The following is a 13,160-nucleotide window of genomic DNA, read 5'->3' on the forward strand; positions in this document are numbered from 1 at the left end:
GATCGCCACACAGCGGGCTGCCCCTGATCGTTGCTGATCGAAACAGTGAGCGGTTAGCCTGCGCTGCGATCATCGTCGTCCGAACGGGGCAGAAATGTTCACTGCGGAGCGCCGGCAGGCCATCATCGACCTGGTCCGCACCAACGGCACGATGTCGCTGCGTGACCTCGCAGCGGCGGTGGCGACATCCGAGGTCACGGTGCGGCGCGACATCCGCACGCTGGAACAGCAGGGTGTGCTGGACCGGCGCCGCGGCGGGGCCGTCTGGCCGGGCGCGCTCTCGCACGAGCAGAGCTACCAGCACAAGCGCACCGTCAGCTCGGCAGAGAAGCAGGCCATCGGCCGGCTCGCCGCGACGCTCGTCGACGAGGGCGACGCGATCGTCGTCGGCGCCGGCAGCACGACCCGCGAGTTCGCCCGGCAGTTGCTGCGCGTCGGCGACCTCACCGTCGTCACGAACTCGCTGTTGGTGGCCCAGGTGCTCGTCGACGCGAAGGGCGAGGTCGTGCTCACCGGCGGCTCGCTGCGCAAGTCGACGTTCGCCATGGTGGGCAGCCCGGCCGAGCACGCGTTGTCCGGCGTGCGGGTGCGGCGTGCGTTCCTGTCCGGCAACGGGCTCACCCTCGAGCGCGGGCTGTCGACGCCGAACATGCACGCAGCGAGCGTCGACCAGGCGATCACCGCGTCGGCGCAGGAGATCGTCGTGCTCGCCGACAACACCAAGCTCGGCCAGGACACGATGTTCCAGACGGTGGCCACCACCCGCATCGATCACCTCGTGACCGATTCGCGCGCCGACCCACGGCTGATCGACGAGTTCCGTGCCGCAGGTGTCCAGTTGCACATCGCCGACGTGCCGATCGATCACGTATGACGCAAGTTTCGATCAGTTGTAACGCAAGTCTTGACCGAAACTGATCGTCCTTGTTCACTAACGGGCACTGCGCAGCAGGTGACCCACGCCAGCTACTCGCGAGCACCTGACGCGTCCGACGACCCGGTGCAACGGCTGCATCGGTAGACGACAGGAGCGGGCCCGTGAACTCATCCCAGCGCTGGACCAGCGGTCGGACAGCCGTTGCCGTAGTGGCCGGCGTTGCCGGCGCCGCGTTGCTCGTGGGCTGCGCCAAGAGCGCGTCGAGCGGTTCGTCGAGCGGCAGCAGCGCCAAGAGTGGCAACAACAGCGCCGCGGCGCAGCAGGTGCAGTCGCAGGCCGCCGCGCCCGGCGGCGGCTGCACCAACACCAAGTACGGCGCGCCGAAGCTCGACCTGAAATCGACGACGGTCGGCTTCTCGCAGTCCGAGTCGACGAGCAACCCGTTCCGGGCCACCGAGACCAGCTCGCTCACGTCCCAGGCGAAGTCGCTCGGCATCAAGTTCATCCAGCGCAACGCGAATGCCAACGTGTCCCAGCAGAACACCGACATCCAGGACATGATCGCGCAGGGCGCGAAGGTGCTGATCGTCGCGCCGGAGAACTCCGACGGGTTGGCCCCCGCGTTGAACCAGGCGAAGGCCAAGCACATCCCGGTGCTGACGATCGACCGAACGGTCACCGGCACGGCGTGCAAGGACTTCATCGGCTTCATCGGCTCGGACTTCACCGGTCAGGCGAAGATCGCCGCCGACGACCTCGCGGGCGGCATGGGCGGCAAGGGTGACGTCGCGGTCCTGCAGGGCACCTCCGGCAACAACGTCGCGACCGAGCGCACGAACGGCTTCACGTCCGAGGTCAAGGCCAAGTACCCGGGCATCAAGGTCGTCGCCTCGCAGACGGCGAACTTCGACCAGGCGACCGGGCAGAAGGTCATGGCGCAGATCCTGCAGAGCAACAAGAACCTCAAGGGCGTCTACGCGGAGAACGACACGATGGCCCTCGGCGCGATCCAGGCCATCCGCGCGGCCGGCAAGGTCCCGGGCAAGGACATCAAGGTCGTCGGCATCGACGGCATCCAGCAGGCGGTCCAGTACGTCGCGAACGGCACGATGGTGGCCGACGTCGAGACCAACCCGCGCTTCGGCCCGCTGGCGTTCGGTGCCCTGCAGAACTTCTACTCCGGCAAGGGGGTCCCGGCGAACGTCATCATCAAGGATCACCACTTCACCTCGAGCAACGCCAAGGCAGCGCTCTCGAACGGCGACGTCTACTGACGTCTCACCGGCCCACAGCGGTGGCCGCAGTGCCGGCAGGTCATGAGCCTGCCGGCACGGTGGACACCTTCGCCAGCTCTGCCAGACCGGAGGCACTGTTCCGATGCAGCCCGGCACGTCCCCACCCGGGCCGGTGACGCAGGCACGACCCGTGCTCGACGTGACCGGCGTGCGCAAGAGCTTCAGCGGCGTCCATGCCCTGAACGACGTGTCGTTCGCCTTGGCGCCCGGCGAGGTGCACGCGCTCGTCGGTGAGAACGGCGCCGGGAAGTCCACGCTGATCAAAGTCATGACCGGCGTCTACCGGCCGGACGCCGGCGAGGTGCGCTTCAACGGGCAGCGCACCGACTTCACCAGCCCGCTCGAGGCGCAGTCGGCCGGCATCTCGACCATCTACCAGGAGATCAACCTGGTGCCGTTGATGAGCGTTGCGCGCAATCTGTTCCTCAACCGCGAGCCGAGACGCGCAGGCCTGATCGACTCCGCGCGGATGAAGCGCGAGGCGCGCAGCATCCTGCGCGAGTTCGGGATCGACGTGAACGTCTCCCGGCCGCTGCGCTCGTTCGGCCTCGGCGCGCAGCAGATGGTGGCCATCGCGCGGGCGGTGCAGATCGACGCCCGTGTCGTGATCATGGACGAGCCGACGTCGTCGCTCGAGGCGCGCGAGGTGGACACGCTGTTCGGCGTCATCCGCCGACTGAAAGAACGCGGCATCGCCATCGTCTACGTCAGCCACCGGCTGGACGAGCTCTACACGATCTGCGACCGCGCGACGATCATGCGCGACGGCCGCGTCGTGCACGTCGCCCCGATCGCCCAACTCGACCGTACGAAGCTGATCGCACTCATGCTCGGTCGCGATGTCTCGCAGGTGCAGCGCGAGGGCGCGACGGCGTTCAAGGCCGAGCATGAGGCGGACGGCCCACCTGTACTGCGCGCGCGGGGGCTCACCCGCCGCCATCAGCTGCACGATGTCAGCCTCGAGGTGCGTCCCGGCGAGGTGACCGGCCTCGGCGGCCTGCTCGGCGCCGGGCGTAGCGAGACCGCCAAGGCCATCTCCGGCTCGCTGGCCGTGGACGCCGGCACCGTCGAGGTGGACGGCAAGCCGCTGGCGACGCACTCCACGGCGCGCGCGATCAAGGCCGGCGTCGTGATGCTGCCCGAGGACCGCAAGTCCGAGGGCATCATCGCCAGCCTGTCGGTGCGCGAGAACATCGTGCTCGCCGCGCTGCCGCGCATCTCCCGGTTCGGCCTGGTGAGCCGCGCGAAGCAGGACGAGATCGTCGACTTCTTCGTCGAGCGGCTCGGCATCAAGGCGTCCTCGCCGGAGCAGAAGGTGTCCGAGCTGTCCGGCGGCAACCAACAGAAGGTCATGCTCGCCCGCTGGCTGTGCCTGCAGCCGAAGGTGTTGCTGCTCGACGAGCCGACCCGCGGCATCGATGTCGGCGCAAAGGCCGAGGTGCAGTCGGTGATCGACGACCTGGCCAAGGACGGCCTGGGCGTACTGCTCATCTCCTCCGAGCTCGACGAGCTGCTCGAGGGGTCGGATCGCGTCGTCGTGCTCAAGGACGGCCGCGTGGTCGACACGCTCGACGGTGACGATGTCAACGAGGCGGCGCTGATGAACGCCCTGGCCGTCGAGACCGAGGACGGCGATCCGTCGTCGGTCGGGACGAAGGGACACGCCGATGGCTGAGGTCAGCCTGCGGTCCCGGGCGATCAGTGTCGACCGCGACCGCGTCTTCACCGCGCTGCAGCGCTACGGCGTCTACGCCGCCATCGTGATCCTGCTGATCGTCGACACGTCGCTGTCGAGCAGCTTCTTCTCGTTGGACAACCTGCGCGTGCAGCTCTATCAGGTCGTGCCGGTGCTCGTCGTCGCGCTGGGCATGGCACTGGTCATCGGCACCGAGGGCGTCGACCTGTCGGTGGGCGCGGTGATCGCGATGGCGTCGGCGCTCATTCCGATCTACCTCGGCTACGGGCCGTGGGTGGCGATGCTCGCCGCGCTCGTGGCCGGCGCGGTGTCCGGGCTCGTCGCCGGCTTCATGGTCGCGGTGGTCAAGGTCCAGCCCATCGTCGCGACCCTGTCCTTCTTGATCGGCCTGCGCGGACTCGCGGTGATGGTGAACGGCGCGTCCGCGAAGCCGATCACCGACCCGACGATCAATGACCTGGGGTTGGGTCGGCTGGCCGGGATCCCGAAGATGGCGTGGATCGCGGTTGTTCTCGTTCTGCTGGTTGCCTTCCTGGTCCGTTACACGCGCTTCGGGCGGCAGCTCGTCGCCATCGGCGACAACCGGCGCGCCAGCCAACTCGCCGGATTGCCGGTCAAGCGGGTATTGCTGATCGTCTACATCATCAGCGGTGTACTGGCCGCGCTCGCCGGTATTCTCATCACCGGGTACGGCTCGGAGGCCGACCCGGCGAACTACGGGCTCAACTATGAGCTCAGCGCGATCACTGCCGTCGTCGTCGGTGGCACACCGCTGAACGGCGGCAGGATCAAGGTCCTCGGCACCGTGGCCGGTGCCGCTTTCATCCAGCTGCTCACCGCGACGCTCGTTCAGCACAACGTCGCGAACTCGTACGCGCAGATCGTGCAAGCGGTGATCATCGTGGGCGCCGTCTACCTGGCCCGAGGGAGGTCGAGAGCGTGAGCGACACCCTCGGCACCACCGAGCTGGCGAAGGGCGACGGCCCGCACGAGCCGCAGCGCAACGACGCGCCCGAGCGCGCACCGGACACCTTCACGCAGGCCGCGCAACGCAACCGCGTCGAGCAGATCACCCGGCTGCTGCGCGAGCAGGGCGGCCTCGCCGTGCTGGTCATCGTGTTCGTCGCGGCATCGCTTTTCTCCGACGGGTTCTTCAAGGCCGGCAACCTCGAGAGCATCCTCACCGGCAACGCCTATGTGGCGCTGCTGGCACTGGGCATGACGTTCGTGATCATCTCCGGTGGCATCGACCTGTCGGTCGGTTCGGTGTTCGCGCTCGGTGGCGTACTGGCCGCGTGGGGCTACGGACACGGAGGCGGGATCGTCGCCATCGTGTTGCCGCTCGCCGTGTGCGCGGTCATCGGCCTCGTGCAGGGCCTGCTCATCGCCCGTGCCGGGCTCGCGCCGTTCATCGTCACGCTCGCCGGCATGCTCGGCGCCCGCGGCCTGCTGCAGGCCATCAGCCACGAGGGCAGCACCACCTACACGATTCCCGACAGCGCCTGGTTCTCGCGCATCGGCGACGGCACCTGGCTGCCGGTCATCACCGTCGTCGTGCTGTTCGTCCTGGCGGCCCTGCTGCTGCTGCGCACGCGCTACGGCCAGTCGCTGTTCGCCATCGGCGGCAACGAGAACGCCGCCGTGCTGATGGGGCTGCCGGTGCTGCGCAACAAGGCGCTCGTGTACGTGCTGTCCGGCACCGTCGCCGGCGGCGCCGGCATGCTCAACGCTTCCCGGTTGCAGTCCGGCGTCACGAACATCGGCGTCGGCTACGAGCTGACCGCGATCGCCGCGGTGATCATCGGCGGGACGCTGCTCAGCGGCGGCGCGGGTTCCATCGTGGGCACCGCGGCCGGCGTGCTGCTGCTCGCCATCATGCAGAATCTGATCGGTGTCCACCTGTCGCAGTACGGGTCGTCGGCGTCGAACGCCGTCAACGGCGCGTTCCTCGCCGTCGTCGTCATCCTGCAGACGGTGTTGACCAGAGCCGAGCGCATCGAATGACCGAGCGCATGAGCCAGCCGCCCTACGTCACCCGCATCGAGCTCTCCGATGGGCGGGAACTCGTCTACTACGACGAGACGCCCGGGCTGGACCGCGCCGCACAGGACAAGCGCGACCTCGACCGCACCGAGGTGCGCAGCGAGCTGCGCCGTGACCCGACCACCGATCAGTGGGTCGTCATCGCGTCGCACCGACAGTCGCGCACCTACCTGCCGGCCGACGACGCGTGCCCGCTGGACCCGACCACGCCCGCGAACCTCACCGAGATCCCGGTCAGCAGCTACGACGTCGTCGTCTTCGAGAACCGCTTCCCGTCGCTCGTCACGGACGGCGTCGAACCGCACCCGCTGGACAGCGACGAGCTGTTCCCCCGGCGCCCCGGCGTCGGTCGGTGCGAGGTGGTCTGTTTCAGCGACAACCACGACGCGTCGCTCGGCTCGCTGCCGCCGCGTCGCATCCGCACGATCGTCGACGCCTGGGCCGACCGCACGCGTGCACTGTCCGCACTGCCGGGTGTCGAGCAGGTGTTCCCGTTCGAGAACCGTGGGCAAGAGATCGGCGTGACGCTGACCCATCCCCACGGGCAGATCTACGCCTACCCGTTCGTCACTCCGCGCACCGACCGCCAGCTGCGCACAGCAGGCGAGTACGCCGAACGCACCGGCCGCAACCTGTTCGCCGACGTACTCGCCGCCGAACGCACCGCCGGCGAACGCGTCGTCGCGAGCAACGAGCACTGGACGGCGTTCGTGCCGGAGGCGGCGCGGTGGCCGATGGAAGTGCATCTCTACCCGCACCGGCAGCTGCCCGACATCGCCGCGCTGGACGACGCCGAACGCGACGCGTTCGCCCACCTCTATCTGGACGTGCTGCACGGGCTGGACGCGCTCTACGACATGCCGCTGCCCTACATCTCCGCGTGGCACCAGGCACCGGTGCGGCAGCTGCGCGAACACGCGTACCTGCACCTCGAGCTGTTCTCCATCCGCCGGACGGCGACCAAGCTGAAGTACCTCGCCGGCTCCGAGTCGGGGATGGAGGTCTTCGTCAACGACGTCGTGCCCGAGGACATGGCGCAGCGGCTGCGGGACGCGATCGCTTGATGGTGGAGCAGGCGGCGGTGACGTGGCGCGCTCCCGGCCGGGTCAACCTGATCGGCGAGCACACCGATTACAACGACGGCTTCGTGCTGCCGTTCGCGCTGCCGGTCGGCGTGACGGCGCGGGTGTCGCTGCACGACAACGGCACGCTGACGATCACGAGCACCGCGCACGGCGACGAGCCCGTCACGCTCGAACTCGACGACCTCGTGCCCGAGGAGCGCGACGGGTGGTCCACCTACGTCGAAGGCGTCGTCTGGGAGATGCGCCGCCGCGGGTCGGCGCTGCGCGGCGCCGACATCGCGCTCGATGCCGACCTGGTGGCCGGTTCGGGGCTGTCGTCGTCGGGCGCCCTGACCTGCGCCGTCGCCGGGGCTGTCGGCGACGCACTCGACGCACCGCTCGACCCGCAGACCATCGTCGCTGTCGCACACGCCGCCGAGAACGACTACGTGGGGGTCCCGACCGGCACGCTCGACCAGAACGCGATCGTGCGGGCGCGTGCGGGCCACGCGCTGTTCCTGGACACCCGCACGATGGAGTCGCGGCAGGTGCCGCTCCGCCTCGCCGAGCACGACGTCGTGGTGCTCGTCATCGACACGCAGGCACCGCACCGGCTCGCGGACGGCGAGTATGCGAAGCGACGCGAGGAGTGCAACCGCGCGGCGCAGGAGCTGGGTGTCGACGCGCTGCGCGACGTGTCGGCCGACGACCTCGACGATGCTCTTTCCCGGTTGGACGACGACGTCCTGCGCCGGCGGGTGCGGCACGTCGTCACGGAGGACGCGCGGGTGCTGGACACCGTGCGGCTGCTCGACGCCGACGACGTGCGCGGGATCGGGCCGCTGCTCACCGCGTCACACGTGTCGTTGCGTGACGACTACGAGGTGTCGGCGCCCGGCCTGGACCTCGCTGTCGACACCGCACTGGCGCAGGGCGCACACGGCGCACGGATGACCGGAGGCGGGTTCGGCGGCAGCGCCATCGCGCTCATCGACGCCGACGCCGTCGACACGGTGCGTGCGGCGGTGCAGCGGGCCTTTGCCGACGCCGGCATGAACGCCCCGCACGTCTTCACGGCCGAACCGGCGGACGGCGCGCACCGCGTCGACTGACGCCGCGTGTCGCGGCCGGTCTGTACGGATGTGCTGTGCGCGAGTTAAGTGTGGTTCATGCGTCTTCGCCCGTTCTGCGCGGTGCTCGCCGCGGCGTCCCTGACCGTCACCGCCTTCGCGCCGTCCGCGCTCGCCCACGGCAGCCCGTCCCGCGAGACCAAACGACCGGTCGCGACCGGCTCCGGCGGCGCCGTCTCCTCGGCCGACCTCGACGCCAGCAAGGCCGGCATCGCGGTCCTGCGCCACGGCGGCAACGCGATCGACGCCGCCGTCGCCACCGCGACGACGCTGGGCGTCACCGAACCGTTCGTCGCGGGCCCCGGCGGCGGTGGCTACATGGTCATCTACCTGGCCAAGCAGCACCGCGTCATCACGCTGGACAGCCGGGAGACCTGCGCGTCCGGCTGCTCCCCCACGATGTTCGTCGACCCGTCCACCGGCAAGCCGCTGCCGTTCGAGCAGGCGCGCCGCTCCGGGTTGTCCGTGGGCGTGCCGGGGATGGTCGCCACCTGGGCGAAGTCGATCCGCCAGTACGGCCGCAAGTCGTTCGCCCAGGACCTGCAGCCGGCCGTACAACGCGCCAAGAGCGGGTTCACGATCGACAGCACGTTCCGGCAGATGGAGCAGGCCTCGCTGCCCGACCTGCAGACCTTCGCCGCCAGCCGCAAACTCTTCCTGACGAAGTCCGGCCAACCGCTGCCGGTGGGCGCCACGCTGCGCAATCCGGATCTCGCGCGCACGTACACGCAGCTCGCGAAGTACGGCCCGGGCTACTTCTATCGCGGCGCGCTCGGCGCGGACGTCGCGCAGGCGGCCGACGACCCGGACGTCGTCCCGGGCGTTGCCGACTTCCCGATCCGCAAGGGGACGATGACTCGCGCGGATCTCGCCGACTACACCGTGCCTACGCGGCAACCGACGCACGTGACCTACCGCGGCGAGGACATCTACGGCATGGCGCCGTCGTCCTCCGGCGGGCTGACCGTGGGTGAGGCGCTGAACATCCTGTCCCGCTGGAACCTGTCGAAGGAGCCGCGCGCCAAGGCGCTGTTCCAGTACCTGGAGGCGTCCCGGCTCGCGTTCGCCGACCGCAACGCCTACATCGGCGACACGGACTACGTGGACGTGCCGCAGCACGGCCTGCTCGACCCGGACTACGCGAAGACGCGCTCCTGCCTGATCAAGAACACCGCGCTGACGTCACCGGTCGCGCCCGGCAACCCGTACCCGCCGTACGGCGGCTGCGGCTCGACCGCCGCGAGCGGCACGGCCGGCGCAGAGGGCATCAACACCAACCACCTGGTCACGGCTGACAAGTGGGGCAACGTCGTCAGCTACACCAACACGATCGAGCAGCTCGCCGGCAGCGGCATCACCGTCCCCGGCCGCGGGTTCCTGCTCAACAACGAGATGACCGACTTCGACTTCGCGCCGTCGACGCCGGGCAGCTACGACCCGAACCTGCCGGCCGCCGGCAAGCGGCCGCGCTCGAGCATGTCGCCGACGATCGCATTGCGCAACGGTCGCCTCGACTTCGCGGTCGGCTCGCCCGGCGGCAAGACGATCATCACCACGGTGCTGCAGATCCTCGTCAACCACCTCGATTTCGGCATGTCGCTGCCCGATGCCATCGCCGCGCCGCGGGTGAGCCAGTCGAACACGCCCACCAGCAGCGCGGAGCCCGCGTTCTACAACAGCGCCATCGCTGCGACGCTGACGAACCGGTACGGCGAGCAGTTCACCAAGCTGACCGGCGACGTGCTGCCGCTGGACAGCCAGATCGGTGACGCCACCGGACTCGTCTCGCTCGGCGGCGGCCGGTACCTGGCCGCGGCCGAGCCGGTACGCAGCGGCGGCGGCAGCGCGCTGGTGGTGCACCCGCACCGCTGACGCCGATTCGCCGGAGTTGTGATCGCCACGCGCGCTCTTCGCCGCTCCTGGCGATCACACGTCGGGGTGACCTGCGGCCGAAAATGTGTCATCTTTGTGAGGTCGCGCTGAGCAATGATTACCGGGAGTCGACATGCGGTTGTGGCAGTCCGTCGCCGTCTTCGCGATGACGCTTGCCGGGATGTGCGCGCTCTCGGTCCCGTCGTCGGCGGCGACGCGGTCGTCGGTGCCGAGCGCGAGTCACTGGCTGGCCGACGTCTCCTCGGCCATGTCCGGCGGCACCGCCTACCTCGACCGGCACGTCGGCGGCAGGCCGGCCATTGGGCTGGACATCGACAACACCTCGCGGCAGACCCACGACGCGGCCGGCCGCGCGACGCCGGCGGTGCTCGCCTTCGAGCAACGGGCGGTCCGCGACGGGTACACGATCGTCTTCGTCACCGGCCGGCTGCGCGCGCAGCGCTCGTCGAGCGTCGCGCAGCTGCGCCGGGCCGGTTACCGCGTCGATCGGATGTGCCTGCGCGCGCACCGCTCGACGTCGCTCGCTACGGCCAAGAGCCGGTGCCGCGCCCACTACGCACGGCAGGGCCTACGGATCGTCGCCGACGTCGGGAACCACTCCACCGACTTCCGCGGCGGTCACCGCGGCAAGGTCTACCGGCTGCCGAACTACGGCGGGGCGCTGAGCTAGAGCTTCGCCGCGCCGCGGACATTGACGGCGGGCAGCACTTTGTCGCCGTAGGCCTGCAGCGTCTCGGACTTCGCGTCGTGCTGCAGGTACACCGCGAACTGGTCGACGCCGAGCGCCTCGAGTTCACGTAGCCGCTCGACCTGCGCGTCGACGGGCCCGATGAGGCAGAACCGGTCGATCACCGCGTCCGGCACGAAGTCGGTGTGCGCGTTGCCGGCCTTCCCGTGGCTGTTGTAGTCGTAGCCCTCGCGCCCGGCGATGTAGTCCGACAACTCCTTCGGCACCGCCAGCCCCTGATCGCCGTAGCGCGCGACGATGTCGGCGACGTGGTTGCCGACCATGCCGCCGAACCAGCGGCACTGGTCGCGCCCGTGCGCCAGCCCGGCGTCCGTGCCGTCGGTGACATACGCCGGCGCGGCGACGCAGACCGTGATCGACTCCGGGTCCCGGCCGGCGTCGGCGGCCGCCTTGCGCACCGCGGCGATCGACCACTCGGTGATCGCGGGGTCGGCGAGCTGCAGGATGAACCCGTCGGCCACCTCGCCGGTCAACGCCAGTGCCTTCGGCCCGTACGCCGCCATCCAGATCGGCAGCTGCGATCCGCGTGACCACGGGAAGCGCAACTCGCTGCCCTTGTAGGACGCCGTCCCACCGTTGGCCAGCGCACGGATCACCTCGACGGACTCGCGCAGCGTCTTGAGCGTCACGGGCGCGCCGTTGATCACGCGGACCGCGGAGTCGCCGCGGCCGATGCCGCAGATCGTGCGGTTGCCGAACATCTCGTTCAGCGTCGCGAACAGCGAGGCGGTGACCGTCCAGTCGCGGGTCGCCGGGTTCGTCACCATCGGCCCGACCGTCACCTTGCGGGTGTTCGCGAGGATCTGGCTGTAAACGACGTAGGGCTCCTGCCACAGCAGGTGCGAGTCGAACGTCCAGACGTGTGTGAAGCCGAGCAGCTCCGCCTGCCGGGCAAGCTCGACCACGCGCGCTCCCGGAGGGTCGTTCTGCAGGACGACGCCGAAGTCCACGCGCGGCCTCAGATCAGATTCTGCGAGAGTTCGCGCTTGACGAACCGGCCGTGGCCCTTGCGCCCGACATAACCCGTCTCGTCCTTGACGACGGTGCCGCGCGAGACGACGACGTCGACGTGCCCGTCGACCTCGAAGCCTTCCCACGCCGAGTAGTCCATGTTCATGTGGTGCGTACGGCCCTCTCCGATGCCGATGGTGGTGTGCCCGTTCGGGTCGTAGACCACGACGTCGGCGTCCGCGCCGGGCGCCAGCACGCCCTTGCGGCCGTAGAGGCCGAACATCCGCGCGGGCGTCGTGCAGCACACGTCGACCCAGCGCTCGAGCGAGATGCGGCCGTCGTGCACGCCCTGGTAGAGCAGATCAAGCCGGTGCTCGACCGAGCCGATGCCGTTGGGGATCTTCGCGAAGCTGTCGCGGCCCATGTCCTTCTGGTCCTTCATGCAGAACGGGCAGTGGTCGGTGCTGACCGTGGTGACGTCGCCGGTGCGCAGGTAACGCCACAGCTCGTCCTGGTGGCCCTCGGCGCGTGAGCGCAACGGCGTCGAGCACACCCACTTCGCGCCCTCGAACGTGCCCCACTCGTCGCTGCGCGCGCCGAGCTGCTCCTCCAGCGAGAGGTACAGGTACTGCGGGCACGTCTCACCGAAGACGTTCTGCCCGGCGTCGCGGGCCTCGGCGATGCGGGCCAGCGCCTGCTTCGCCGACACGTGCACGACGTAGAGCGGTGCGCCCGTCATGTCGGCGAGCATGACCGCACGGTGCGTCGCCTCCTGCTCGGTCTGCCATGGCCGGGTGACGCCGTGGAAGTACGGGTCGGTGTCGCCGCGGGCGAGCGCCTGCTGCACCAGCACGTCGATCGCCGAGCCGTTCTCCGCGTGCATCATGATCAGGCTGCCGTTGCCGGCCGCCGCCTGCATCGCCTGCACGATCTGGCCGTCACTGGACAGGAAGACGCCCGGGTAGGCCATGAACAGCTTGAAACTGGTGATGCCCTCGCCGATCAGCTCGTCCATCGCCTTGAGCGACTCGTCGTTGACATCGCCGATGATCTGGTGGAAGCCGTAGTCGACGGCGCAGTTGCCCGACGCCTTCTCGTGCCACAGCGCGACCTGGTCCTGCACGCGCTGCCCGTGCGCCTGCACCACGAAGTCGACGATCGTCGTCGTCCCGCCCCAGGCTGCCGCGCGGGTGCCGGTTTCGAAGGTGTCGCTGGCGAATGTGCCGCCGAACGGCATCTCCATGTGCGTGTGGCCGTCGATGCCGCCCGGGATGACGTACTTGCCGGTCGCGTCGATGGTCACGTCGGCGGTGATGCTCTCGGACTCCGCCAGGCCGGGCACGAGCAGCGCCGCGATCGTCTCGCCGTTGATGTACACGTCGTAGGGCGCGGACCCGGTGGCCGAGACGACCGTGCCGCCGCTGATCAACATCGTGCTCATGGTCGTCCCCCGTCCCCCACAC

Annotated in this window: 11 protein-coding genes; 9 read left to right on the forward strand and 2 right to left on the reverse strand. The window is 69.4% G+C overall.

From position 1 onward, the window contains the following. Window positions 1-94: 94 nt before the first annotated feature. The 9 genes from ACFFCN_RS09420 to ACFFCN_RS09460 all read left to right on the forward strand — a co-directional run bounded on the left by ACFFCN_RS09420 (window position 95) and on the right by ACFFCN_RS09460 (window position 10,668). On the forward strand, window positions 95-874 hold the full coding sequence (locus tag ACFFCN_RS09420) for a DeoR/GlpR family DNA-binding transcription regulator (protein WP_375490988.1): 780 nt from the start codon (window positions 95-97) through the stop codon (window positions 872-874). A 164-nt stretch (window positions 875-1,038) separates the two neighbouring features. Then, the gene (locus ACFFCN_RS09425; protein WP_375490989.1) at window positions 1,039-2,151 is read left to right on the forward strand and encodes an ABC transporter substrate-binding protein; all 1,113 of its coding nucleotides are present in this window, start codon (window positions 1,039-1,041) and stop codon (window positions 2,149-2,151) included. 103 nt (window positions 2,152-2,254) lie between these two features. After that, a complete protein-coding gene (locus tag ACFFCN_RS09430) occupies window positions 2,255-3,847 on the forward strand; it encodes a sugar ABC transporter ATP-binding protein (RefSeq protein ID WP_375490991.1) in 1,593 nt (530 codons plus the stop codon). Further along, window positions 3,840-4,811 carry an ABC transporter permease gene (locus ACFFCN_RS09435; RefSeq protein WP_375490993.1) on the forward strand — a complete coding sequence of 324 codons (972 nt, stop codon included), beginning with the start codon at window positions 3,840-3,842 and terminating at the stop codon, window positions 4,809-4,811. The genes ACFFCN_RS09430 and ACFFCN_RS09435 overlap by 8 nt, the downstream gene beginning before the upstream one ends. Continuing rightward, the gene (locus ACFFCN_RS09440) at window positions 4,808-5,872 is read left to right on the forward strand and encodes an ABC transporter permease (RefSeq protein WP_375490995.1); all 1,065 of its coding nucleotides are present in this window, start codon (window positions 4,808-4,810) and stop codon (window positions 5,870-5,872) included. The genes ACFFCN_RS09435 and ACFFCN_RS09440 overlap by 4 nt, the downstream gene beginning before the upstream one ends. Before the next feature lie 8 nt (window positions 5,873-5,880). Beyond that, entirely contained in the window at window positions 5,881-6,975 is a 1,095-nt protein-coding gene (gene galT, locus ACFFCN_RS09445) for a galactose-1-phosphate uridylyltransferase (RefSeq protein ID WP_375490997.1), read from the forward strand. Continuing rightward, window positions 6,975-8,087, forward strand: a complete 1,113-nt coding sequence (gene galK, locus ACFFCN_RS09450; protein ID WP_375490999.1) for a galactokinase — start codon at window positions 6,975-6,977, stop codon at window positions 8,085-8,087. Before galT ends, galK begins: the two co-directional genes overlap by 1 nt. 57 nt (window positions 8,088-8,144) lie before the next feature. Then, window positions 8,145-9,977 carry a gamma-glutamyltransferase gene (gene ggt / locus ACFFCN_RS09455; protein WP_375491001.1) on the forward strand — a complete coding sequence of 611 codons (1,833 nt, stop codon included), beginning with the start codon at window positions 8,145-8,147 and terminating at the stop codon, window positions 9,975-9,977. Window positions 9,978-10,110: 133 nt separating this feature from the next. Further along, window positions 10,111-10,668 carry an HAD family acid phosphatase gene (locus tag ACFFCN_RS09460; RefSeq protein WP_375491003.1) on the forward strand — a complete coding sequence of 186 codons (558 nt, stop codon included), beginning with the start codon at window positions 10,111-10,113 and terminating at the stop codon, window positions 10,666-10,668. Here the strand turns inward: ACFFCN_RS09460 and ACFFCN_RS09465 are convergent. Then, the gene (locus ACFFCN_RS09465; protein WP_375491005.1) at window positions 10,665-11,696 is read right to left on the reverse strand and encodes a TIGR03842 family LLM class F420-dependent oxidoreductase; all 1,032 of its coding nucleotides are present in this window, start codon (window positions 11,694-11,696) and stop codon (window positions 10,665-10,667) included. The genes ACFFCN_RS09460 and ACFFCN_RS09465 overlap by 4 nt on opposite strands. Before the next feature lie 8 nt (window positions 11,697-11,704). Continuing rightward, window positions 11,705-13,138 carry a dihydropyrimidinase gene (hydA, locus tag ACFFCN_RS09470; RefSeq protein WP_375491011.1) on the reverse strand — a complete coding sequence of 478 codons (1,434 nt, stop codon included), beginning with the start codon at window positions 13,136-13,138 and terminating at the stop codon, window positions 11,705-11,707. Between the last annotated feature and the right edge of the window lie 22 nt (window positions 13,139-13,160).

Origin of the sequence: uncultured Jatrophihabitans sp. (assembly GCF_964246335.1) — a bacterium.
Taxonomy (GTDB): Bacteria; Actinomycetota; Actinomycetes; order Mycobacteriales; family Jatrophihabitantaceae; genus Jatrophihabitans.

What these genes read in the sequence shown, in the direction of transcription:
- ACFFCN_RS09420 (WP_375490988.1), top strand. Translation starts at nt 95, where the DNA reads ATGTTCACTGCGGAGCGCCGGCAGGCCATCATCGACCTGGTCCGCACC.
- ACFFCN_RS09430 (WP_375490991.1), top strand. Translation starts at nt 2,255, where the DNA reads ATGCAGCCCGGCACGTCCCCACCCGGGCCGGTGACGCAGGCACGACCC.
- ACFFCN_RS09435 (WP_375490993.1), top strand. Translation starts at nt 3,840, where the DNA reads ATGGCTGAGGTCAGCCTGCGGTCCCGGGCGATCAGTGTCGACCGCGAC.
- galT (WP_375490997.1), top strand. Translation starts at nt 5,881, where the DNA reads ATGAGCCAGCCGCCCTACGTCACCCGCATCGAGCTCTCCGATGGGCGG.
- galK (WP_375490999.1), top strand. Translation starts at nt 6,975, where the DNA reads ATGGTGGAGCAGGCGGCGGTGACGTGGCGCGCTCCCGGCCGGGTCAAC.
- ggt (WP_375491001.1), top strand. Translation starts at nt 8,145, where the DNA reads ATGCGTCTTCGCCCGTTCTGCGCGGTGCTCGCCGCGGCGTCCCTGACC.
- ACFFCN_RS09460 (WP_375491003.1), top strand. Translation starts at nt 10,111, where the DNA reads ATGCGGTTGTGGCAGTCCGTCGCCGTCTTCGCGATGACGCTTGCCGGG.
- hydA (WP_375491011.1), bottom strand. Translation starts at nt 13,138, where the DNA reads ATGAGCACGATGTTGATCAGCGGCGGCACGGTCGTCTCGGCCACCGGG.